Here is a 23,032-nt window from a genome sequence, read left to right on the forward strand (position 1 = left end):
TCATGGTGTTCAAGCTCGTCATGGCCGCGGCCAAGACCTGGCGCAGGCTGAAGGGCGAGAACCAGTTGCCCAAGCTCATCCAGGGCGTCACATTCAAGAACGGCGTCGAGGTCACCAACACGCCAGCGCAGAACGCCGCCTGATCACCGCGTCACCCAAATTCCCGCATAGCTCGGGCTGAATGAGGCGTGGCAGATGACGGACCGGGACCCCGGCCTGCCCCGGCCGGTAGCCCATCCGCTGAACTCTTGGCGAAGCGGGCCAGCGCGAAGCCGGCCAAGGCCGCAACGCCGAAGAACGCCGCGGGCTGGCGGCGGGCGAAATCCGTCACATCCTGGACCAGTTGGCCTGCGCTCCGGTCCCGCAGGGCAGCTGAAATGCCCTCTATGGAGTCCGCCGCCGTGCGGACATGGCGCGCTATTTCAGGCGAGGAGGCCTCGAGATCCTCAGCGGCATGCCTGATCGCGGTGGCAAACCCGGAGGCCTGCTCGGCGGCGGCTTCCTTTCCGTCCTCCGCGAAACCTTCCGCCCGCTCGCGCGCAACGCCCAGGATCTCTTCGCCTTGTGTCCTCGCCTCCTCTGCTGCGCTGGCTGCCGTCTCCCTTACGTTAGTGGCGGCTTCGCTTGCGTGATTCTTAAGCTTCGCCGCGGCGGCCTGTGCGTCCTCACGCAGGTCGGCCGTCGGGCTGCTTAGGGAAGGCCGCTCTCCCGGCTCGTCGCTCATACCCTGCCTCCTCCTGGCGCTCACCGAAATCGGACACGCCACTTCGAGAGAACCGTAAGGAGGTGGTTTGGTTCCGCGCTAAAGAATGTTGCAATCCGGATTCCACAGCGGGGGGAGCTTCGGCGCCGCGGTCCGGTTGGTTGCGGCGTCGCGCCGAAGGTGGAGCGCCGGCCTCGGGGGGCTTCTCACCATTAGGTAATGAATGAGACGCAGGGCTCCCAGGCGATGCAGTTCGAGGATGAGCGTGCGGCCGTTACTATCCGCTCAAAGCCCGGGGCGATTATGCGTGGACGAGAACAATGTCCGGCTGGCCGTGGCGGTGGTGCCCGACATCCTTCCGGTTCAACCCAGATGAGTTGCACGGCGTTATGTTCGGCACCACGACTGAGATGTCCTATGGCAAGTTCCCTGGTTTTGGCTGTTGCTGTCCTTCTTGTCCTGACGGTGCCTGCTTTCGCGCAACCGGCCGCTTCTTCCGATCTTTCAGGCCAGGTAAGGCGTGGGCAGGCCGCCGTGTTCGCGCCCAACTTGGCTGGCCGCAGGATGGCCGATGGCGGCCGGGTCGAGCTGAATTCCGACAGCGCGGCCAGCGACGTCCTTCCGCTGGGCACAACAGCCCGTGTGCGGAACCTCCGCAATGGCCGAGTTGCGATGGTGCGCGTGCGTGACCGGCTACCCCGATCGGGTACCCGCATCATGAGTGTCAGCCCTAAGGTGGCACGGTTCCTGGGCATGAATGTGGGTGGAGTCGCGCAGGTCGAGGTCGCCCCGCTCGCCGTGCCTCAGCGAGACGGCAGTGTGCGCCTGGGGGCAGGGACGGCTCTACCGGGACGGCGAGCCCACGTGACCGAGCCGCTGCGCTGACCTGGCAGCCTTCCCTTCCGTCATGTGTATTCTCTACCCAATCCACACGGAACCGGCCGCGATCGCCATATTGCGAGGGTCGTGCAGGATGGCGTGGGCGACATGGAACGGCAGCCCAGCATAGACGCGTATGACCGGGCGCTGATTGTCCGGACGGCCGCGGATCGGGACGGAAGCTGGTAACGACGCGTTGGTGGATGCCGTCGCCCGTCTTCACCCTGAAGGACAGGAAGACCGATCCGAGCGTGACCGATGTCCGGATACCTCCTCCCAGATTGGCGGCGCCGGTTGTCAGAGGGGCAGCACTATCTTGTTTCCCTGAGCGCCCTTGCGGGGAGAGCGCCGACCGGACGGAGAGTCGCTCTCAGCTTGCTTCGCTCTGTCGGAGAACCAGCCTCCGATGCTCCTCGCCGGCGTCTGGGCGCCTAATACCCACCACCGGGAGGAGCGAGGCGCACCTGTGGCGCCAACGGGATCACAGGCGAGCCGGTCATCAACTCGGTTTGTGTGGGTTGTTGAAAGTCATGAGTTACCGGGGTGCGTATCCGCCCGGATTGTTTGATCCAGTGAGCACTGGGTCGATGGTCATTAGCCCTCGATAGTCGATGAGGGGCGTAGTTTGGGGTCTATTATCAATCCACCTGGAATAGGCGGCTCTGAAGGCCGACCTCGCTTGGCGCATCCTTGCGGCCCATAGCTGGACGCAAGGTGGTCGGGTCCCGTCTCTCCGACGGGACGGGCGGAAGAAGCCGATCGGGTACCGGCTGCGCCACCCGCGGTGCGGTCATGCCCTGGCGGACTCGGGCACCAGTCCAGCTGCTTCATGAAGGTTTCGACAAGGTGGTCCGTCTGCCGGGCCGGCAACCGATGTGCGGCGGTGGCTCTGCACGCGCCCAGAGTAGAACTGCTGCTTTCCAGAATGCCCTCGCTGGCCGTTCCGGCACTCAGTGTCTGGGGATGAGCCGGGCTGCCGCAGCCATCAGCGGTGCATGGCGCATGAGAGGTACCTCCAATGAGACGTGCAGCGATGTTGGTGCAGGAAAGCCATGGTGGGTAGCCCAGCTCTGGCTATGTTTTGCGCCCTCGAGCATGTCATTAGAGCGCAACGCCTTCCGGCGTCACCACGGTTCAAGGTTCCGTTGTCCGGTCCAGTGCTGGCTCGTCTTCGAGGCTGGCCTGAAGCGGCATGGAATCTGACAGTCTAACTCGAAAGGATAGCATGGCGCGGCCGCGAGTGCCGCGGCGGACCACACAGCGCGGTGAAGCTCGGCGCTTGGCTTGATGTGCCTGGTAGACATTTGTTTTGATTTCTTTATGAATCAACTCTGCATCGTTGCGAACACGAGGAAGACGGAAAGTGGCGCAGATTGAGGCAGCAGAGGATGTAGCCATTCACCGCGCGCCGCTAGTGTCGGCAGAGTTAACGTCCAGTCCTCCGATCAGAGTCGTCACAGAAGCCATATCGGCCACTGAATGGGATCAATTCGCTGCACGATGTGATGCTTCCTTCCGCGCATCTTACTGGGGTTCGCGGGCGCTGCAGTTAGAGCATCATGTGCGTTTCCGGATGTACAACCTCGGCTGCTACATTGAGTGCGACGGGGTACCGCTGAAATTTGCCCAAGCTGCGGTTGGAATTGGCCGGCGCCTACGCGTGTTCGCGGATGATCTGCACCTCCTGCCGGAATATCGCCACCTGTGGCAGCAGGCCATGATGGCTGTTCTCGCTCATCTCGGCCCGGGGATCTACCAGTATGGCGGAAACTGGAGCCTGGAGCCCCCGCGGGGCCATGAACTGGCCTCTCTGAACGGCGTTGCCCTACTGGAGCGGCGCTCCATCACGGTTCATTTCGTGGATTTTTCCCAATGGAAAAGCTGGGACTCCTACATCTCCAGCGTCAGTTCCAACGCAAAGAGAAATGCCAAACGTGCAGAGAAGGAGATCCCCTCTCTATCCATCGCTGAGCGCACAGGCGCTTCTACGCTGCATGATCTGCCAAGCCTGCTGCCACTGCGAAAAGCGGTTTTTGAACGTAAGGGCATGCACGCTCGCTCGTTCAGATTTCTTTGCCGCTTTATGCTCCGGGCCACCCTGCTGCACCGTTATGCCTTCACTGCTGTGGTGAAACGTGATGGCAAGCCAATCGCGAATTTCGGTGGCGTTTGGTTTGGCCATAACACCTACTATCTGGAGTCGGGTTCTGGAGAGGACAACCTCGGTGTCACTTGGTTCCTCCTGCTGCGGATGCTGCGGAACGCCTATGAACGCGCACCCTCGGGTCGATTCTTTCTGGGAGCCTATTACGATAGTTCTGGCATCACGGATGACGCTGGTCTCCGGTTCTTTCGGGATCAATGCCGCGCCGTGAGTCACCCGACTGCAGAGTATGTGTTCTCCTACTCGTAATGGCGGTTGCCGTGACCGTTGATGCGCGTGTGATCCCCCCCTGTGTCAGGGAAGTTGTCCGGTGCCGCGAGATGATCTCTCATTTTCAGAGGGGCGGGACGGAGGGATGAGTTGGCCTACTCGACGGAGCGCCGTGCGGCGGTTCTGAGGAAGCTGGAGCCGCCGAACGCGGTCCCCTTGCGGCAGCTGGCCAAGGAGGAGGGGATATCCGAGGCGACGCTGCACAGCTGGCGCCGCGATGCCCGCAGCAAGGGGCGGCTCCTGCCCGATGCTGACGCCGGCCCGGATGGTTGGACGTCGCGCGACAAGTTCGCGGCGGTCATCGAGACGGCCGCCCTGAACGAGGCCGATCTCGCCGCCTATTGCCGCCAGCGAGGCCTGTATGCCGAGCAGATCCGGGGCTGGCGGACCGCCTGCGAGCAGGCGAACGACTGGGAGCGTGCCAGCAGCCAGCGGCTGGGCCAGGCGACCAAGGAGGAGAAGAAGCGCATCAAGGCTCTTGAGCGGGACCTGGCGCGCAAGGAGAAGGCGCTGGCCGAGGCGGCGGCGCTGCTGGTGTTACGAAAAAACGCCGCGGCGATCTGGGGGGACGGCGAGGACGCATGATCAGCACCCCAGATCGCCAGAACGCCATCGCGCTGATCGACCAGGCCAAGGCGGCAGGCGCTCGCCGCGCCCAGGCCTGTGCAGAACTCGGGATCGACGAGCGCACCTGTCGGCGCTGGCGCGCCAGGGACGGCACGCCCGAGGATCGCCGCCCGACGGCGCCTCGACCTGCACCGAGCAACAAGCTGCTGGAGGAGGAACGCCAGGCCGTGCTGGACGCCTGCAACAGCCAGGCGTTCGAGAGCCTGCCACCCAGCCAGATCGTGCCCCGCCTCGCGGACCAGGGCCGCTATCTCGCCTCGGAAGCCAGCTTCTACCGCATCCTGCGGGCCGAAGGTCAGCAGCACCATCGTGGCCGGGCCAAGCCGTCGGCGCGTCGCCGACCGCCGATCAGCCACCGCGCCCGCGGCCCTTGCGAGGTCTGGAGCTGGGACATCACCTGGATGCCTGGCCCGATCCGGGGCGTGTTCTTCTATCTCTACCTGATGCTCGACATTTTCAGTCGCAAGATCGTTGGCTGGGAGGTCCACGAGCGCGAGAGCGCCGAGCTGGCCGCCGAGCTCGTGCGCCAGGCGGTCTGGGCCGAGGGCTGCCTCACCCGCCCCCTCGTCCTGCACGCCGACAACGGCAGCCCGATGAAGGGTGCCACCATGAAGGTCACCCTTGAGCGGCTCGGCGTCATCGCCTCCTACAGCCGGCCGCGGGTCAGCGACGACAATCCATTCTCCGAAGCCCTGTTCCGCACCTGCAAGTACAGGCCGGACTGGCCGACCTCGGGGTTCGCCAGCAAGCACGACGCGCAACGCTGGGCCGCCGGTTTCGTGGCCTGGTACAACAACGAGCACCGCCATAGCGCGATCCGGTTCGTCACACCCAGCGCTCGACACACCGGACAGGACCGCGAACTCCTCAGTCGGCGTACCCAGCTCTATACCGAAGCCCGCGCCGCCAACCCCGCCCGGTGGTCACGGCAGATCCGAAACTGGTCGCCGGTCGGCGACGTCTGCCTCAACCCCGAACGAGACACCAACCATAGCCAAATCAGAGACGCGGACTGATCCGGCACCGGACAACTTCTTTGACAAACACCGATCCCAGCGATGTTGCGGGAGTGATTCGCTCGTTCCGGGGCTCAACACTGGAGATGGGCGCTGGTGCACAGAGGCAGCGACCGGATCACCATGCCCGCTCTGCCAACGCCGGGTCCGAGAGACTAATCGTTCGCCTGCGAGGGTAGGAGCACAAACGCCTCCTCAACGATACCTGGCATCGGGGGACCCCACTGCCTGGAATCGGCTAGCCAGGACCATCGTGGCGCAATGGCAGCTTCTGCGGCTCCGGCGCTCCGGAGTTGCAATTCCGCTTCCGGCCCAACTCAGTCCGTTTGCCGCTCCGAATGCGCGGAGAGGATCTCGTTAGCCCAGCACCGCCACGGATCATCCGTTCCCCGAGCTTCGACCACCGCCTCCACGTGTTTCTGTTCTTGGCCGTGATGGCGAGCGCGCGGCGCTGCCCCACGAGCACGATGAGGCGCTTGCCCCGGGTTACCCCGGTTTAGAGCAGGTTCCTGCTGTATCATGGCGCTGAGACCACCACGACCAAGTTCGGCCGTAGCAGGTGCCGGTTCGGCAAGGTGGACGCTTGGGCGGTTCCAATGTTCATGGAATTCAGCTATTTATGTCTCGCCGGAAATAGAGCTGCAGGTTGGTAGCTCCTGCGCCCGTTCCGTGGACGGGTTTTCTCAGCCTCGGCGTCAACCTGAGCAATTCCGGGGGCGCAGATGGCTAGTGGTTGCGCCCTCACGAGCGAACCAGAGGAGACGATCAGGTGCCAGTTGCTGTCGTTGCGCTTGTTCTCGCAACACTCTTTGCCGGAGCGGCGCTATACATCAGTCTCGTTGAACACCCTGCCAGATTAGGATTGGAGGACGCCCCTCTGCTCGCGCAATGGCAGCCAAGCTATAAGCGCGCCCTGCCTATCCAAGCAGGATTGGCCGTGCTCGGAGGAGCGGCAGGGCTTTTCGCATGGTATGAACTGCGCGATTGGCAGTGGATCGCCGGAAGCGTCCTCCTGCTCGCGAATTGGCCGTTCACGCTGTTCATCATCATGCCGACAAATAGGCGCCTACTCGCGATGCGGCCGCAGGAGGCAGGTCCTGAAAGTCGCAGCCTTTTGCTGCGATGGGGCGGCCTGCATAATGTGAGGAGCGCCCTGGGCTTCGTAGCATCGCTGCTGTTCGTCTGGGGTCTCCTCGTCACTTGAGTCTTGCGCTTCTTCGAGGTGAACCGTGAACTCGCCCGGCGGGTTCAGGGCAGTCTGCAGCTCGATGTCGAGGGCCGGGCGCCAGGGGGCAGTTTATTGCGTATAACGCCTGCGCACCCCGCACAGGGTTCAGCCCGAACCTGGCCTGGGTGCGTTACCGGACAAGGGTCATGAGCTTCCGGCCCTCCACTCGGGGACGGTCACCTCGACGAAGTAGAATTCCGAGCCTTCAGCTTGGCGCATCTCGCCTGTGTCGGAAGCACTAACTTCCTCGTTGACGCCCAAAAGGTCACCAGCGCGGCCGCAGCATGGCGCAAAGCCTGCACCACGTCCCGACAGCAGGACATCGTCTTACTTCGACTACCGCCGGACCTCTTCCGCCTCATGGCCCTGCTGACAGGGGCCGAGACGCCGGTCCGGGCGGTCCTGTTTGGCAGCACCACCGACAGCAACGAGGGCATATGGGGCCACACGGCCCAGGCCAGCTTCGAGGTGGTCACGGTGGGGCGGCCAGCCGCGCGGGCGGAACCACGACCGCCTCCAACGCGGCGGCATAGGTGCCAAGCACCAGGCGGTTGGCGCTACGGTTTTCCTGAGGTTTTCCCTTCGGTAGAAGGCGGGCATGGACAACAGCACGGCGACCAAGCCCTACAGCAAGCTCAAGGGTGACCCCTACCAGGCGTATGAGGAACTGCCGGTTGAGGTGCGCCGAGCGCTGCAGGAAGCCTTGGTGGACTGGTGTCCCCTGCGCGCCCGCGAATGGCATCTCCACCTGCTGCGCCGGCAGCGGCTTCGGCCGGCGCAGGCGGCGTCTGTCCTGGTCCAGACCATCCGCAAATATGATTACGCCGAAGTGGCCGCCTTCGCGAGGACATGGCCGAAAGGCGCCCAGGCCTATCCGCACCTGGCTGCCGACGCGACGCTCCAGCGTTATGTTGGGGCGGACGGCATCCCCGCAGCCAAGCCCATTCTCATGGCCCCGACGGAAACGCCGTCCAAGGCACGGGCTAAGCGCCCAGCAGGCCGCCGCTCCCGGCGTTAAGCGCGAGGCGGCGGTGATCCAGTCCTCATGCGCCCTCATCGTGGTGCATCGATGCGTGATGGCGCCCCGCTATTTCTGACAGCGAAGGCAGGTTGGAGCTGGAACTGCCCCGGCTGCCGTGAACGGATTTATGGGGCGGGACTAGTTGCTTGCCGCCCTCTGGAAAGCCTCGAGGCGGGCAGAGGGGGAGTATGCCAGCCTGAAGCTGCGGGAGGCGGCGACCGCCTCCTGCGCGCTGGATCCCTACATCGCCAATTTGGCGCTGAGGTGAGGAGGGCGGCCCTGCCGCCTGGGAAGCCCCCTGTGGCTACTGCGCCGCCGAGGTTTCCGAACCGGGCCCCGCCGCCAGCTGTGCTCGAGCGGCCTGCCATTGCCGCTGCACCTCCTGGTTCACCTCTTCCGCCGTTTTTCCCGGCCGAACAATGACCTCGGCGCCATTCAGGCGAAACCGGTAAGGCGTACCATGGCGATTCGCCTTCTCCACACAGCGGGCGATGACATGCGGCAGGTAGTCGGTCTCGGTGGTGGGATAGTCTTGGACGTGCTGGGCCAATGATGCCTCCTTCATTTGCTTCCGGGAAGCATAGGGAAGGGCGGCTGCAGGGTCATCTGAGTTCTGGTCCCAGCTAAGTGAGCGGCTCCTATGCCGCAAGGATGAGGCCTGCCGGTCCCCCGTCTTGCGTTTGCTCTGGGCCGCACTGCTCGCGCCACCTGCCTGCCGCCGCGGCGAACAGCGCCAGCCCCGGCGTCCTCGGGGTTCGCCTTGCCGCCCTCTGGAAAGCCTTGAGGCGGGCAGATGGGACATTGCGGCATCGTGGCGCATTCCCTGCCTCGCCCATCGGCCATAAGTAGCCGAAAGCCTCTGCCTCAGGTCAGGTGAGGCTTTCGGCCCTTGGCTTCCATGTCAGAGCGGGCCTTCCAGAAGGCCATGTCCGCCTCTCTGCTGAACATGACCCGAACACCTGTGGCGCCCTTGCTCACCCGGAGCTTCCCACCGTTCCGGGAACGGTGATCCTCCATCCATTCCTTGAACACCGCGTCTTCGGCGGTGTGCCCTTCGAATTCGAGAACCCCGGCGATCTCTTCCTGTTTGCGTCGCTTGACCATTCTTCAGAACCTTACCGATGGAGAGGGGGAGCGCTGATGCCGCTTCGCTCAGCGGTCCCCGGCTTTGCGGTTGCTTTGTGTGGCGCTGCTCACGCCGCCCTGCTTGCCGCCGCTGCGAACCGCGCCAGCCTGGGCGTCCTTGGGGTTGGCCTTGCCGGTGGCATTCTTGCCGCCCTGGGGGGCGCGACCTGCAGGCGGAAGGGGAGGGAGACTTGCCATGGTGATACCTCGTGCTGGTTGTGGGTCAACGGCGTAGCCGGCTGAGCGGCATCGCCCTGCCCACGCCTCCAACCCTTGTCGTTGAGGCTTGGGCCTAAAACGCGCAATGTTGGTGGGGGTGTGATGGCTTGGAAGTGGCGGCACCAAATTCCTGCCCGCGTCCGGAAGAAAAGGCGCAGATTTACAAGGATCTAAACCTTGTGGACTAAATCAACCAGGTCCCAAGCTTCGGAGACAATGGTTCTCCGGAGAGAGAATAAGCCACTCGTTCCGAAGCCGAAGTATCAAGCCTGACGCAAGAACGCCTGCAACACATGGCCGATAAACCGGTCATGACCTTTGCAGAGAAAAATTGTCCTGAAGAGACTGGAGCAGCCACAGGAACTGGGCGCGAACATTCGCGGGGCTGTGTGCAGCGGCAGGCGTGGCCACGGTGGCCGGACCAGAGTGGCGGCCTGCCCGTCCCCGGTGAGGACCTCGGACATAGGCTATACCCGCCACATCCGGGCCGCACCGCTTGGGACAGGGTGAGGCGTCAGCCTGGGAAACAGGCCATGCTGCCGCCGAAGCGCTAACCGAAAAGCTTCTTCGCCACCTCGGCCACCTGCCGGCCCTGGAAGCGGGCGCCGTCCAGCTCATTTGCGCTGGGCTGGCGCGAGCCGTCGCCGCCGGCGATGGTGCTGGCGCCATAAGGGCTGCCGCCGGTCACCTCATCCAGTTTCATCTGGCCCGCGAAGCTATAGGGCAGGCCGACGATGACCATGCCGAAATGCAGCAGATTGGTAATGAGGGAAAAGAGCGTCGTCTCCTGCCCGCCATGCTGGGTGGCGGTGGAGGTGAAGGCAGCCCCGACCTTGCCGTTCAGCGCGCCGCGGGCCCAAAGGCCACCCGTCTGGTCCAGGAAGGCCGACATCTGTGATGGCATGCGGCCGTAACGCGTGCCGGCGCCGATGATGATGGCGTCGTACTGCTCCAGCTCGGCCACCGTGGCGATTTGTGCGGTTTGGTCCAGCTTAAAATGCGCCTTCTGCGCGATTTCATCCGGCACCGTTTCCGGCACGCGGCGGAGAGTAACCTCAGCGCCGGTCTCGCGAGCGCCGGCCGCGACGGCCTCAGCCATCTGCTCGATGTGCCCGTAAGCGGAGTGATAAAGGACGAGAACCTTGGCCATCGGGGCCTCCTGTTGCCGGTGCCGGATTTCGGCACCCCTTGTCTGGACAAGTCATCGGGCATCCGAGGAAGGCGAAATAGCCGAATAAAATGGATGCAAAGGATCGAAAAAATCGGCAAGCGATCGGGGTGATCGTTTGCGGCCCTGACTTATCCGGATTCCCTGCGCCACGAGCCTTCGGTGTTTACTTTTCGGACTGCTGCAGGAAGCGCTGAATCAGCCAGGACGCAGCCGGACCAGGCGGTGTGTCGGTCCGGTAAATGGCAGAGAAGCGGTAACTACCACCGGGGCAGTCCGGCACGCGAAGATGGACGAGGCGCCCGGCCGCCAGATCGTCCTGTACCGCAGGGGCAGGCATGTTACCCCAGCCAATCCCGGCCAGCAGGAGGGCGTGCTTGGCCCCGAGATCAGCCAGACGCCAGGTGCGGACGCCGACGACCGAGAAATCCTGGCCTTCCGTAAGCGGGGAACGGTCGGTCAGGACGAGTTGGACGTGGTTCCGCGCTGTGCCGGGCGGGACGTCTTCCGCGGATAAAGGATGGCTGGGGGCGGCCACAGGGATCATCTCCACCTCTCCGACGGCGATGCGCTCAATCCCTTCGGCAACGCGGTCTAGCGGGCCGCTGACACCGATCGTGGCGGCGCGGCTAAGCACGAGCTGAGTGACAGCACCCAGGGCCTCCACATGCAGGCGTAAGGCGACGGTGGGGAACTCGGCCTGGAAGGCCTGAAGGGCGTCCACGATACGCGAAGTGGGTAGCAACACGTCGAGAGCGAGATGCACCTCGGCTTCAAGGCCGGTCAGGAGGCCACGCACCTTGGCCCGCAGGGCGTCGATGCCATGGGCCACCGTGCGGGCTTCTGCGAGCACCATCCTACCGGCCTCGGTAAGCTGCGGTTTGCGGGTCGACTCACGGTCAAAGAGCGGAAGGCCGAGCTGGGCCTCAAGATTGCCCACGGCGTAGCTGATGACAGAGGTGGCGCGGTTCAGGCGCCGCGCGGCGGCCGCGAAGCTGCCGGCTTCCACGACGGTCAGGAAGACATGAAGTTGGTCCAGCGTCGGTATGCCGGGGTTGGACATAACGATTTTCTCGAACAGTTCAGCCTAGAGTATCCATATTTCCCCGAGGGGTCATCCGGCGTCAGATCAGCCGCAAGAAACGCCGACTGATCGGCGCTGCCCCAGGAGACCAAGGCGTGACCATCCTCGCCTCTCATCTTTCCGGCATCGAGCAGTTGATCCTGCCCTCGGTCCGCGACATCGGCGACGGCTTCCAGGTGCGCCGGGCACTTCCCTCGGCGCAACGGCACACTGTGGGGCCCTTCATCTTCCTCGACCGCTTCGGGCCGGTCGCCTTCCGTGCCGGTCAAGGCATGGATACACGGCCGCACCCGCATATCGGCTTGGCTACCCTCACCTACCTGATCGAGGGCGAGATCATACACCGGGACAGCGAGGGCTATGTCCAGAGCATCGGCCCGGGCGAGGTGAACCTGATGACCGCAGGGCGCGGCATCGTGCATTCCGAGCGAACGGCGCCAGAGGCGCGGGCCATGGGCGGAACGGTGTTAGGCTTTCAGAGCTGGCTCGCCCTTCCGCTCGTCCAAGAGGAGACCGATCCTGGCTTCCAGCATGTGGAAGCCGCCGAGGTCCCGGAGATTGTCGGGGAGGGGGCTCGGCTGCGTGTGATCGCAGGCAGCCTGCATGGGCGCCGTGCACCGACACGCGGCCTCTCCGACCTGTTCAACGCCGAGCTTCTGCTGCGCGACGGCGCTCGCTTTCAACTGAGCGCCGAGCATGTGGAACGCGCCGCCTATGTGGTGGAAGGCGCCATCTCGATCGAAGGGCAGGAAGGCCGCTTCGGGCCGGACCGCCTCGTGGTGTTCAAGCCGGGCGCGGAGATCGTGCTGCGCGCCACGGGCGCCGCGCGGTTGATGCTGCTTGGCGGGGAGCCCCTGCCGGAGCGGCGGCACATCTTCTGGAACTTCGTCTCCAGCCGCCGCGAGCGGATCGAACAGGCCGCACGCGACTGGCAGGAAGGGCGCTTTCCCATCGTGCCCGGAGATCCCGAGTACATCCCTTTGCCTACCATGCGCCCCGCGGCCTGACCTCTCTTCCAATCACGCAGACATAGCTGAAAGAACCACCATCATGAGCATCGCTGTCATCGGGTCCGGCGCCATTGGTCGCGCCCTGGCCACCAACTTCGCGCGCAGCGGGATCGAGGTCCTGCTGGCCAATTCACGCGGGCCGGAATCGCTCGCTGACCTAGCCCGAGAGCTGGGCGCCTCCATACGCCCGGTGGCGCTGGATGAGGCACTGCAGGCCGGGATCGTCATCCTTGCCGTTCCGCATGACGCGATCAGCGAGGCCGTGCAGGACGTGACCGACTGGGCCGGACGGATCGTCGTGGATGCGACGAACGCGATCGACTTCCCGGCCTTCAAGCCTCGCGACCTTGGCGGGCGCGCATCCACGGCGATGGTGGCGGAGAGGCTGCCGGGTGCGCGGGTCGTGAAGGCCTTCAACACACTGCCAGCTGCGCTGCTGGCGCAGGATCCGCGCCAGGACGGCGGGCACCGCGTGATCTTTCTCTCGGGTGATGACGAGGCGGCGAATGCGGAGGTGATGGCGCTGGTGAGCCAGATCGGTTTCGCGCCGCTGCCGCTTGGTCGGCTCGGGGCGGGCGGCATGCTGATGCAGTTTGGCGGGCCGCTGATGGTTCACAATCTGATCCATCACGGCTGAGCGCGGGAGGACGGGATATGCCAACCGCGACCGACCTGCTGAAACAGCATCTGGAAACCCTGGTGCATGATCCAGCGCGATGGAGCACGCTGGTAGCCGAAAATCTGATCTGGGAACTGCCCAATGGGCCCAGCATCGGCCACCCGGCAGTGCTGAATGGCAAGGATGCGGCAGAGCAGCATCTCAGCTGGTTCCGTGGCGCCGTGAAAGGGCTCCGCTTCTACGACCTGCGGATGCAGCCCATGGCAGACCCCGAGATCGCCGTTGCCGAGGTGCGGGCTGAGGCGATGATCATTCCAACCGGACGTCGGTATCAGCAGGAGTACGTGCTGTTCCTAAAGACACAGAACGGAAAGATCGCCCTCTTGCGCGAGTATTTTGACCCCGTTCGCGCCGCCCGCGCCATGGGCGAGACGATTGCATTATGACACGGAGCGGGCCGGAGGGAGCCAGGAGCATATTACCTTCCGCAGCTTGCGGTCGCGTCGGCACCCTCTCCTTCAGGACGGCCGGGCGAGGGCGGATGGCATCGTTCCGCGCCATGTATGAACCCGTGGCTGCGCTATCCCGCCTGCAAGTGCTCGCGTACCGGAACCAAGGCGCGACCACTTGCAGGTCGTGCTGTCCGGTCGACGCATCCGTACGCAGGGTGAAGATCCCGGTGTGTACAACAGGAACATGCCAACGCCCCTGATCCGAGTTGGCCTCCGGATCAGCCGGCCGGTCAAGTTCGGCCTGTCCTGCATCAAAAGCCCTCTGCCTCTTCAGGATACATCGTACCGAAAATCGTCGGATCCCGCGGCCTCGTTCCTGACCGAATATGTCACCAGTCAGGTGCCGCTATAGGTGCCGCCGGCGAAAGACACGCACTCGCTCTGAAGCCGCCCGGAAGCAGGGAGGAACCGTTCCGGTCCCTCCCTGTAGCGCATCATACACCGGCGCCCGACTTGCCCGACAGGAGTTGCAGCTCCCAGGCAAGATTCGTGGCGGTCGCACCACCATGAGCCAGCATAATCTGCTGCAGCGCCGGCACGGTTTCGGCGCGTGCCCAGTCCCGCTGCAGCTCGGCGCCGAAAACGCCGGTGGTGATAGGCACGGCGCCGGCCTGGATCATTCGCTGCACGCCCATGTTGTGCGCCTCGGCAGTGGTGCCGCCGGATGCGTCGGTGACAAAGTATACCTCGTAGCCGTCGCCCAGTGCGTGGAGGACCGGGAAGGCGAGGCAGATTTCAGTCCAGAGCGCGGCCATGACCAGCTTCTTGCGGCCGGTGCTCCGGGCCCATTCGACGCAGCGCTCATCCTCCCAGGTGTTGATGGTCGTGCGATCGATCGGCTTCTGCTCTGGAAACACGTCCTGAAGCGGTTTGATAAGAAAGCCGCCGCGATCCTCAACCACGGTGGTCAGCAGGGTCGGTACACCGAAGGCCTTGGCCGTCTTGGCCAGGGCGACAACGTTGTTAATCATCAGCACCGGATCGACACTGCCGAGACCACTGACCTGAAAAGGCTGGTGGTCAATGAGAATGAGCGCGCAGTTGTCCGGCGTCAGCATGGCCTCGAGGCCGACGGGCACGGGCTTTGATATAGGCATGGGCGATTCTCCTGGTTTGGCCTTGCGGGGTACCGCGTCGGAGCGTGCGTACGACGCTGCAGATCCCTGCGTTGCCGGCGCGGAGGATCGGCCAGGGTCTGGCAGAGCTGAAGCCCGATTGCGTCGAAGCTATCGTTCGACGGTTTCGGCAAGCGGCGGAGGTGCGGTCTGCGAGACGGAACAGGCAGGGGCTGCGCAGCTTGTCGAAGCTGTCGAACTCCAGGTTCGACCCTATGCCACTGTCCGGCCCGGGCTTCGATCTCGTAGAATTTCTCAGGTTGCTGAGAGTGCTGCTTCCAGCAATACTACCGACCAAGATCTCGTCCCGGCCCAGGCTGGACGGCAGCTGTACGAGCAGCGGCCCCGGCCTGTCGCCCGGTGCCGCTTCCTCATCGCGCAAGTGTATGAGTGGCCTGGCGGCGCTAACCAAGCGCCGGTTGTGAGTGGTTTCGCGTGGAACTGCCACAGCAAAGTGGAAGCTGGGCAGTGCGCTCTCCGCTTGGCGGACGTAGGTGGCCGGCCGATGGGAGCGGCAAAAGGAGGAGTTAATCCCTACGGCCGAAAACCGGCATGCATGGCGCTCCAGGTGGCTTCCCCGGCAGAGAAATGCGGCTGCATGCTGCATCGGGATGCTTCATCCAGCCGTGCCGGCCCGGAATTCCTTGTCCATTCTCCTCCCCGCCACACATGGAGCCCGGTAGTGCGAGCGCCTCGGGTTCGGCCGCAGGACACCCTCGGCTCACATCAGCCGGACCAGACCTCGTCAACGGGGGTGGCCGGCGCCTGTACCATTTGACAATCTCAAACAGGCATGAGGCGGGCCCTGCTACGGTCGGGTCGCTTTGTGCTCGAAAAAAGGGAGGAAACGGGAATGTTGAGGCACCTTACTGCAACCATGCTGGCCGGAGCGGCCTTGCTGCTCGGCTGCGCCACGGCAAGGGCAGGGCAAACGTTAGATGGCGTTCGGCAGCGTGGTGTGCTCGCCTGCGGCGTGAACGTCGGCGTAGCGGGGTTCTCGCTCCCGGACAGCCAAGGCGTTTGGCGCGGAATGGACGCAGATCTCTGCCGTGCTGTGTCTGCGGCCGTACTTGGTGACGCAAACAAGGTTCGGTTTGTGCCGCTCACTGCCGTTCAGCGGTTCACCGCCTTGCAGTCCGGTGAGATCGACGTCCTGATTCGCCAGACCACCTTGACGATGGTGCGGGACACTAATCTTGGTCTGCGCATGGTCGCAGCAAACCTCTATGACGGCCACGGCTTCATGGTGCGCCGCGATTCCAACGTAACCGATATCCGGGGAATGGACGGGATGACAATCTGCCTCTCTCCCGGCACTACCAACGAACTGGTTACGCAGGACGCCTTCCGGGCGGCCAATCTTCGGTTCACGCCGGTGCTGCAGGAACGCATGCAGGACAACGCCCAAGCGCTTCAGGCAGGGCGCTGCGACGCCATCGGAACAGATGCGACGCAGCTTGCCGCACTGCGCAGTCAGTTTTCCCGACCCAACGATTACGTGATCCTGGAGGCAAGATTCTCAAAGGAGCCCTACGGCCCCGTTGTGCGGCGGGACGACCAGGAGTGGTTCGACGTGATCCGCTGGGTGCTCTACGGGCTGATCGAAGCGGAAGAGCTGGGCGTTACTAGTAAAAACGCGGAGGAAATGCGCGCCAGCAGTTCCAATCCGGCTGTCCGCCGTCTGCTCGGCACGGTCCCTGATCTCGGGCAGGCGATCAAGCTACAGCCGAACTGGCTTTACGATGCGATTAGGGCGGTCGGTAACTACGGCGAGCTGTACGATCGGACAATCGGGCCCAACACGCCCATAGGTCTCCCTCGGGGCGCCAATGACCTCTGGACACGCGGAGGCCTCATGTACGCTTGGCCGCTGCGCTAAGTTTCGCTCTTGCAGGAGTGGGTGGCTATCGAATGGTCCACCCACTCCAGATGGTGCTGATCTATCCGGCGCCGAGTGGTTTGGGACAGGGATGGTGCCGAGCTGATGGAGGCTCCGGTGCATCTGGGTTGGAGGTTGGGCGGCTTGGCGCTGATGCAGCAAGCGGCATTACTGGATGGTCTTGCGCATGATGCGTTCACGTTCGGGTAGGATGATTTGCCCTCGGCCGAGATAGACATCGGCCGGGCTAAGCTTCTTCAGGCTCTCGTGGTCGCGGTGGTGGATGTAGTGCTCGACCAAGGTTTCGATCTGCGCCACGAGCTTGCCAAGCAGATAATAGTTCTCCAGCAGAATGCGGCTCTTCAGCATCTGGCGTCGGCGCTCGATCTTGCCCTGGGTCAGAGGAGGGCAGGGCGCTCCACGGATATGCAGGGTATGCTTCTCGCCGAGCCATCTGGCCAGGTCGGTGGAGGTGCAACTTGGCACGTTGCCGGGGAGCAGCCGCGGTTGGTGCAAGACGCGGGCGTGGTCGCAGCCCGAGGCCGTGTGTGCCTCGTCCAGCATCTCGGTGACGTCGCCAGCTGCCTTGGTCGTGCAGAGCTTCCAGGCGATGATGTGCTGAAAGAAGTCATCGAGCGCAGTGGAGAAATAAAACCCCCAGCCGGTGGGCTTGAGGTAGGTGTAGTCGGTCTGCCACAGCTGGTTCGGTGCGGTGGTCTTGCGGTGGACGCTGGGCCGCCTTCGTTAGGGAACGGGGATCGGAGTGGAGTAACGGCCTCTGAGGTGCACGCGGCGTCGTGGGACGTCGGGGAATAACCATCGCGTTTAAGCTCTGCTCCCTGGTGACGGGGATCTCGAAGCGGAAGAAGCTGAGGGACTATCGGAAATTTCGTGTGCGGGAGGGCATGATGGGACGAAAGGAGTTCCCCCATGGCCCGGCGCAAAGAGCCTCGGATTCCGGATGCGGTCCTGGACCAGCTGCTGGCGGGATCCGATGCCAGGACAGCCTTTGACCAGGGTGGCCTGCTCGATGAGCTCAAGAAGGCCTTTGCCGAGCGGGCTCTGAATGCGGAGATGGACCACCACCTAGCCGGAGAGGGCGGGGAGGGCAACAGCCGCAACGGGTATGGCCGGAAGTCGGTGGTGACCGACACCGGGCGGATCGCGCTTGAGGGGCCAAGGGACCGGCAGGCGAGTTTCGACCCGCAGCTGATCGCCAAGTATCAGCGCCGCTTCCCCGGCTTTGATGACAAGGTGGTCTCGATGTACGCGCGGGGCATGAGCACCCGTGAGATCACGGGGCACCTGCGCGAGCTCTATGGCATCGAGGTCTCGCCGGACCTGATCAGCGCGGTGACGGACGCGGTGCTGGAGGATGTTGCTGCCTGGCAGGCCCGGCCGCTGGAGCCGGTCTACCCGCTGGTGTTCTTCGACGCGCTCAGGGTCAAGATCCGCGACGAAGGGTTGGTCCGCAACAAGGCCGTGCACATCGCGCTCGGCGTCAGGGCTGATGGCGGCAAGGAGATCCTGGGGCTCTGGCTCGAGCAGAACGAGGGCGCCAAGTTCTGGCTCCGGGTGATGAACGAGCTCCGGAACCGCGGCGTCGAGGACATCTTGCTGGCCGTCGTCGATGGGCTGAAGGGCTTTCCCGACGCCATCCTGGCGGTGTTCCCCGAGGCGAGCGTGCAGACCTGCATTGTTCACCTGCTGCGCACCAGCCTGGACTTCGTGTCCTTCAAGGACCGCAGGCCGGTGGCCACGGCGCTGAAGGACATCTACCGGGCCGTGGATGCCGTCGCTGCCGAGGAGGCCCTGACGGCCTTTGAGGCCGAACCCTGGGGCCAGAAGTACCCAGCCATCGGCCAGAGCTGGCGGCGGGTCTGGGGCGAGGTGATCCCGTTCTACGCCTTTCCCATCGAGGTGCGCCGGATCGTCTACACCACCAATGCCATAGAAGCCCTGAACTCCAAGCTACGCCGGGCGGTGCGGGCCCGCGGCCACTTCCCGACCGACGAGGCCGCCATGAAGCTGCTGTTTCTGGTGTTGAACCGCAGCGAGAAAGACTGGATCATGCCGCCTCGTGAGTGGGCCATGGCCAAAGCCCAGTTCGCCGTCCTCTTCGGCGAGCGCTTCACCAGAGCCTTGGCCTGAACGTGTGCAACCGCCCTCCCGCACACGAAATTCCTGACAGTCCCGAAGCTGATAGAGGCTCAGGGTAAGACCCATTGCCGAGATATCGGGTGGAACTGGCTCCCGATATTCTCGCGGGCCCGACAAGCTGCTTGGCCTTATACGGCGTAAAGCAGAGCTTTGTTGCGCACTGGGGAGAGCGAATGTCATGGCACCCCGGTCCTGCCAAGAGGGAGCGCTACTCTCGCCCTACCTCTCCCAAGCTGATCCACCTAATCTGGTTCGCCGTCTCAGGAACTGGCTCAGAGGCCGCTAGGTCGGCTACCAAGATACCCGGCACTCGGACCGATCAGGGGTGTTCACCATCGAGCAACGGTCGTCCGTCGGTGGTGAACATGAGGCGTGCGTCTTCGCAAAGCCCTTTGGCAAGCTTCACGCCAGCTTCTAGGAACGTTCGAGTTCCGTCTGCTTCTGGGCTCCGCGCCGAAGGAAGACCATGCTGGCAACCCCGAAGCATGTTAGTTGAGCTGCTACAAGGAGGAGGGCTAGATCGTAGCTGCCGCTCCATCTCACCAGCACGGTGAAGACGAGCGGCCCGCAGATCGATCCAACGAAGCCAAAGAGGCTGGCGGCAGAGGTCACGTCACTGACCAAGTGCAGCGGTGCGACCCGCGCCAGTTCGGCGATGTGCACGCCGTTCCAGCCGATCGCGGTAAAGCCCACCAGTGCCCCGCAACCATAGAGAGCCCAGGAACCCAGGCCTCCGGCGGCAACCAGGAGCGCTACTGCCAGCGCGGACGCCACTGCCTGGAGGGCCAAGTGCCGCAGGGCACCTCCTATGCGGTCCGCTACCCATCCCATGACAATGCGCCCGACGATGCTGGCACCCAGCATGACCGCGACGATCCGCCCGGCCTCGGCCAGGGAGGCACCGTGGCGGGTGATGACGTAGGTGGCGGTAAAGGCCATCAGGCAGGACTGCATCACGGAGAATGAGGCGCCAAGGGCCGTCAGCAACGGTAAGGAGGGATGTGCGCGCAGGATGCCGACGGAGCGCGACAGCGCGGTGGGAGAGAGCAGCGCGCGCGCCCATCCAGGCTGGCCCGCGCCCCTGTCCTGATCCAGCCGCCGGCGAAAAGGCTGAACGGCCAGAATCGTAAGCAATGTCACTCCGATCACGGCTCCGAGCGCGGCGGACAGGCCCAGCGTCAGTGCCAGCGGCGCCATCACAAGGCCCGCCAGGGCACCTCCCAGGGGAACACCAGCCTGCTTGATTGAAAAGATCAGCGTGCGGTGCCTAGGCGGCGCAGCGTGGATCAGAATCTGGCTGCCTGCGGGCGTGTTGTGGCCGGTGCCAAAGCCCAGTGCCAGGGCGCCAAGCAGTCCGAGCAGACCCAGGGGTTGTGAGAGCGCAAAGAGCCCGAGCGCTATACAGGCCAAGCCGATCTGCAGCGTGCGAACTGGGCCGTGGTGGCCGAGCATTGGTCCGCCACAGGCCAGGCACCAGCAAATGCCCGCCGAGGTCATGGCGGAGACGAGGCCGATGCTCTCCGGCAGCAAGCCCGCGCGGGTCATTATGGGCGGGCCCAGCAACGGAACGGCAAGGGAGGCGAAGGAGCTGACGGTCTGGACGACCAGGGTCGCGACGAGGGCGCTGAGCCACAAAGGCAGTATCAATGTCCGCATCCACCCTTGCGCCCGTCCGGTTCTGCATCCACCGGGCCTTGTCAGGATTGTGCCGGTGAAACGCCGGAGCGCATAGGTGGCGCCGCGCCGTTGCGGGCGTCAGCCCGGCGGCAGACCGTTCTCGATCTGCTGGCACTCGTGCCGCTCGTCCGTGAAGTCAGCGAGCCCCTGCTGCCCCACGAGCACGACAAGCCGCTTGCCCCGGGTCACGCCGGTGTAGAGCAGGTTCTTGGCCAGCATGGCGTAGCGCTGGGTGGTGAGCGGGATCGCCACAGCCGGGTACTCAGACCCCTGTGCCTTGTGGATTGTGGTCGCGTAGCCCAGCACCAGCTCGTCCGGCTCCCCGAAGCCATAGACCAGCTCGCGTCCCGCGAAGCGAAGCGTGAGCTCGCCATCCTCCAGGTCGATGGCGGAGATGATGCCGAGGTCGCCGTTGTAGACGTCCCGATCGTAATCGTTTGCCGCCCACATAACCTTGTCGCCGGGACAGAAGGTCCATCCGAAGCGCTCGACCCGCAGCTCGCTCGGCGGGTTCAGGGCCGCCTGCAGCTCAATGCTGAGAGTGCCCGCGCCCAGGCCGCCCCGGTTCATGGGGCATAACACCTGGACGTCCCTCACCGGGTCCAGCCTGAAGCGGGCGGGGATGCGCTCGCGAACCACGGTTATGAGCTTGTGGACGCGCTCCTCGGGGTCGGGCCCCCCACCTAAGCCGAGGTGCCGGTGAGCGGTCCTATTTGCAGCACGATCAACAAAATTCGACCGCGCATGGGCCCCTCTGAGGCCGCTCGGCTTGATGCTGGCCAGCCATCAGCCGTTGCTGTTCGGGATCTTGGTCGCGAGGACCTTGTCGATCCGGTTGTGGTCAAGGTCGACGATCTCGAAGCGCCACGTGCCAATATCGACCCGCTCCCCAGTCTTGGGAAGGCGTCCGAGAGTAGCCAACACGTGCCCAGCCACCGTCTGATAGGCACGATCGGCACCCAGACTGACACCGAGGTGCTCGGCCATTTCGTCAGCCGGCAACCAGCCCGCGAGCAGCCAGGAGCCGTCCGGGCGCTGCACGGCGCCAGCGTCGTCCGAATGGTCCAGGTCTGTCCGGAACACGCCCGCGATCGTCTCGAGGAGATCTGCCGGGGTAACAAGGCCTTCGAAGTGGCCATACTCGTCGTGGACGAGAACGACGGGCACCTCCGCGGCCTGCAGCAATGCCATGGCATCAAGCGCATCGGCGGTTTCCGGAATCGCCGGAACAGGGCGAATGAGCCCACGAACGTCGAGCGGTTGCCCTGCTAGGGCCCGCGCCAGCAATTCGCGGGTCTGGATGACCCCGATCAGCGCCTCGGTCGACCCTTCACCGACCGGCAAGCGCGAGTGGTGGGTCGTGGAAAGTAGCTCCCGAATACGGGGCTCCCCCGCCGTGATGTCCAGCCACTCGACCTCTGTGCGCGGTGTCATGATGCCGCGTACAGGCCGATCCCCGAGCCGCATTACGCCGGAGATGAGGTGCCGTTCCGCGCTCGCGATAGTGCCCGAGCTCTCCGCATCGGCAACAAGGGAGCGGATTTCCTCGTCGGTCACCTTGCTCTCCTGATCCGGTCCTACCCCCAAGAGGCGAAAGACCAGCCCCGTTGACGCGTCGAGGAGCCAGGCTGCCGGCAGGGCCGCGCGCGTTAGAAAGGACATCAGCGGCGCGATGAAGCTGGCGAATTCCTCCGGATTCCGAAGCGCGAAGCGCTTGGGGACGAGCTCGCCGATAACGATGGAGAGGTAGGTCACCACAGCAATAACAAGGCTGAAGCCGAGGGGGTTCGCGACACCCGGCGGCACGCCGAAGGTTTGAAGCCAACTGGACAGGCGCCCGCCAAGCGCCTCGCCAGAGAAGGCACCGGCCAAGATGCCAACCAAGGTGATGCCGATCTGAACCGTCGAGAGAAAACGGCCTGGATCCTTGCGGAGAGTAAGGGCGGCACGGGCACCCTTGCTACCGGCTTCGGCCATCGCCTGGAGGCGCCTGGGCCTCGATGACACCACGGCCAGTTCCGAACAGGAGAACACGCCGTTGAGCATAACAAGGGCAACGACGACGACGATCTCGATCATCACGGACCTAGATCACGCCGGGATGTGTCATCGCAAGCCACGCCGGCATGGGGCAGTGGCTTCCCCTTTCCAGATGTCGCGGCCCGGTTCCGTGCCGGACTACGCAGCGGTGCGCCTCAGCAGTCCCTCCCTCTCGCGCGCGTTCTTGGCCGCGCTGCTCATGCCGCCCTGCTTGCTGCTGCCGCGAACAGCTCCTGCGTGGGCGTCCTTGGAGATACCCTGCCGCACATGTTCGCAATGCTCAGGGCTGCGTGTCTCAAGCCGCCTGAGGCTTTCGGCCCTTGGCTTCCATGTCAGAGCGCTCCTTCCAGAAGGCCATATCGGCCTCCTTGCTGAACATGACCCGAACGCCTGTGGCGCCCTTGCTCACCCGGAGCTTTCCACCGTTCCGGGACCGGTGATCCTCCATCCATTCCTTGAACACCGCGTCTTCGGCGGTGTGCCCTTCGAATTCGAGAACCCCGGCGATCTCTTCCT

General features: G+C 64.2%; 20 protein-coding genes and 3 pseudogenes. 11 read left to right on the forward strand and 12 right to left on the reverse strand.

What is annotated here, in order from left to right; translation table 11 throughout:
* Positions 1-143 (forward strand): annotated as a pseudogene (locus ACO1BU_RS29830) (IS256 family transposase); the annotation flags it as partial.
* A gap of 8 nt (positions 144-151) precedes the next feature.
* Here ACO1BU_RS29830 and ACO1BU_RS29835 read toward each other — a convergent pair.
* Complete coding sequence (locus ACO1BU_RS29835) at positions 152-724, reverse strand: hypothetical protein (RefSeq protein WP_424139602.1); 573 nt, start codon at positions 722-724, stop codon at positions 152-154.
* 513 nt (positions 725-1,237) lie between these two features.
* Here ACO1BU_RS29835 and ACO1BU_RS29840 point away from each other — a divergent pair.
* The 5 genes from ACO1BU_RS29840 (at position 1,238) to ACO1BU_RS29860 (ending at position 7,905) form a co-directional block, all read left to right on the forward strand.
* On the forward strand, positions 1,238-1,588 hold the full coding sequence (locus ACO1BU_RS29840; protein ID WP_424139603.1) for a septal ring lytic transglycosylase RlpA family protein: 351 nt from the start codon (positions 1,238-1,240) through the stop codon (positions 1,586-1,588).
* 1,357 nt (positions 1,589-2,945) lie between these two features.
* Positions 2,946-3,995: a GNAT family N-acetyltransferase gene (locus ACO1BU_RS29845; RefSeq protein ID WP_424139604.1), complete on the forward strand. Its 1,050-nt coding sequence runs from the start codon at positions 2,946-2,948 to the stop codon at positions 3,993-3,995.
* A 111-nt stretch (positions 3,996-4,106) separates the two neighbouring features.
* A protein-coding gene (locus ACO1BU_RS29850) for an IS3 family transposase (RefSeq protein ID WP_424139605.1) occupies positions 4,107-5,659 on the forward strand; the annotation gives its coding sequence in 2 pieces (ribosomal slippage) (positions 4,107-4,566 and positions 4,566-5,659; 1,554 coding nt in all).
* A 769-nt stretch (positions 5,660-6,428) separates the two neighbouring features.
* A complete protein-coding gene (locus tag ACO1BU_RS29855; protein WP_424139606.1) occupies positions 6,429-6,863 on the forward strand; it encodes an anthrone oxygenase family protein in 435 nt (144 codons plus the stop codon).
* A 622-nt stretch (positions 6,864-7,485) separates the two neighbouring features.
* On the forward strand, positions 7,486-7,905 hold the full coding sequence (locus ACO1BU_RS29860; protein ID WP_424139607.1) for a DUF6525 family protein: 420 nt from the start codon (positions 7,486-7,488) through the stop codon (positions 7,903-7,905).
* A gap of 307 nt (positions 7,906-8,212) precedes the next feature.
* On the opposite strand, the gene ACO1BU_RS29865 is transcribed toward ACO1BU_RS29860, so the two are convergent.
* The 4 genes from ACO1BU_RS29865 to ACO1BU_RS29880 all read right to left on the reverse strand — a co-directional run bounded on the left by ACO1BU_RS29865 (position 8,213) and on the right by ACO1BU_RS29880 (position 11,483).
* The gene (locus tag ACO1BU_RS29865; protein WP_424139608.1) at positions 8,213-8,458 is read right to left on the reverse strand and encodes a hypothetical protein; all 246 of its coding nucleotides are present in this window, start codon (positions 8,456-8,458) and stop codon (positions 8,213-8,215) included.
* Between the two features lie 314 nt (positions 8,459-8,772).
* A complete protein-coding gene (locus ACO1BU_RS29870) occupies positions 8,773-9,012 on the reverse strand; it encodes a hypothetical protein (protein ID WP_424139609.1) in 240 nt (79 codons plus the stop codon).
* Between the two features lie 790 nt (positions 9,013-9,802).
* The gene (gene wrbA / locus ACO1BU_RS29875; RefSeq protein WP_424139610.1) at positions 9,803-10,402 is read right to left on the reverse strand and encodes an NAD(P)H:quinone oxidoreductase; all 600 of its coding nucleotides are present in this window, start codon (positions 10,400-10,402) and stop codon (positions 9,803-9,805) included.
* A 184-nt stretch (positions 10,403-10,586) separates the two neighbouring features.
* Positions 10,587-11,483, reverse strand: coding sequence for a LysR family transcriptional regulator (locus ACO1BU_RS29880; RefSeq protein ID WP_424139611.1), 897 nt, complete (start codon positions 11,481-11,483; stop codon positions 10,587-10,589).
* A 116-nt stretch (positions 11,484-11,599) separates the two neighbouring features.
* Between ACO1BU_RS29880 and ACO1BU_RS29885 the strand changes: the two genes are divergently transcribed.
* Genes ACO1BU_RS29885 through ACO1BU_RS29895 form a run of 3 tightly spaced genes read left to right on the forward strand, consistent with a single transcriptional unit; the run spans position 11,600 to position 13,579 of the window.
* Positions 11,600-12,511 (forward strand): pirin family protein, encoded by a 912-nt coding sequence (locus tag ACO1BU_RS29885; RefSeq protein ID WP_424139612.1) that lies wholly within the window; start codon positions 11,600-11,602, stop codon positions 12,509-12,511.
* Between the two features lie 43 nt (positions 12,512-12,554).
* The gene (locus ACO1BU_RS29890; RefSeq protein WP_424139613.1) at positions 12,555-13,151 is read left to right on the forward strand and encodes an NADPH-dependent F420 reductase; all 597 of its coding nucleotides are present in this window, start codon (positions 12,555-12,557) and stop codon (positions 13,149-13,151) included.
* Between the two features lie 17 nt (positions 13,152-13,168).
* A complete protein-coding gene (locus tag ACO1BU_RS29895) occupies positions 13,169-13,579 on the forward strand; it encodes a nuclear transport factor 2 family protein (RefSeq protein ID WP_424139614.1) in 411 nt (136 codons plus the stop codon).
* A gap of 500 nt (positions 13,580-14,079) precedes the next feature.
* On the opposite strand, the gene ACO1BU_RS29900 is transcribed toward ACO1BU_RS29895, so the two are convergent.
* Entirely contained in the window at positions 14,080-14,703 is a 624-nt protein-coding gene (locus ACO1BU_RS29900) for a hydrolase (protein WP_424139615.1), read from the reverse strand.
* Complete coding sequence (locus ACO1BU_RS29905) at positions 14,666-15,367, reverse strand: DUF72 domain-containing protein (protein ID WP_424139616.1); 702 nt, start codon at positions 15,365-15,367, stop codon at positions 14,666-14,668. Before ACO1BU_RS29905 ends, ACO1BU_RS29900 begins: the two co-directional genes overlap by 38 nt.
* Before the next feature lie 246 nt (positions 15,368-15,613).
* On the opposite strand from ACO1BU_RS29905, the gene ACO1BU_RS29910 reads away from it, so the two are divergent.
* Positions 15,614-16,639 (forward strand): amino acid ABC transporter substrate-binding protein, encoded by a 1,026-nt coding sequence (locus ACO1BU_RS29910; RefSeq protein ID WP_424139617.1) that lies wholly within the window; start codon positions 15,614-15,616, stop codon positions 16,637-16,639.
* Positions 16,640-16,807: 168 nt separating this feature from the next.
* Here the strand turns inward: ACO1BU_RS29910 and ACO1BU_RS29915 are convergent.
* Positions 16,808-17,359 (reverse strand): annotated as a pseudogene (locus ACO1BU_RS29915) (DDE-type integrase/transposase/recombinase); the annotation flags it as partial.
* 210 nt (positions 17,360-17,569) lie between these two features.
* On the opposite strand from ACO1BU_RS29915, the gene ACO1BU_RS29920 reads away from it, so the two are divergent.
* On the forward strand, positions 17,570-18,790 hold the full coding sequence (locus ACO1BU_RS29920; RefSeq protein ID WP_424139618.1) for an IS256 family transposase: 1,221 nt from the start codon (positions 17,570-17,572) through the stop codon (positions 18,788-18,790).
* A gap of 423 nt (positions 18,791-19,213) precedes the next feature.
* On the opposite strand, the gene ACO1BU_RS29925 is transcribed toward ACO1BU_RS29920, so the two are convergent.
* From ACO1BU_RS29925 to ACO1BU_RS29940, 4 genes and pseudogenes are all read right to left on the reverse strand, one after another.
* On the reverse strand, positions 19,214-20,446 hold the full coding sequence (locus ACO1BU_RS29925; RefSeq protein ID WP_424139619.1) for an MFS transporter: 1,233 nt from the start codon (positions 20,444-20,446) through the stop codon (positions 19,214-19,216).
* A gap of 177 nt (positions 20,447-20,623) precedes the next feature.
* Positions 20,624-21,127, reverse strand: a pseudogene (locus tag ACO1BU_RS29930) (ATP-dependent DNA helicase); the annotation flags it as partial.
* A 135-nt stretch (positions 21,128-21,262) separates the two neighbouring features.
* Positions 21,263-22,555, reverse strand: a complete 1,293-nt coding sequence (locus tag ACO1BU_RS29935) for a hemolysin family protein (protein WP_424139620.1) — start codon at positions 22,553-22,555, stop codon at positions 21,263-21,265.
* A gap of 256 nt (positions 22,556-22,811) precedes the next feature.
* Positions 22,812-23,032: hypothetical protein (locus ACO1BU_RS29940; protein ID WP_424139621.1), on the reverse strand; the 221-nt coding region annotated here is incomplete at its 5' end.

Source organism: Roseomonas chloroacetimidivorans (genome assembly GCF_049629625.1).
Taxonomy (GTDB): domain Bacteria; phylum Pseudomonadota; class Alphaproteobacteria; order Acetobacterales; family Acetobacteraceae; genus Roseomonas; species Roseomonas chloroacetimidivorans.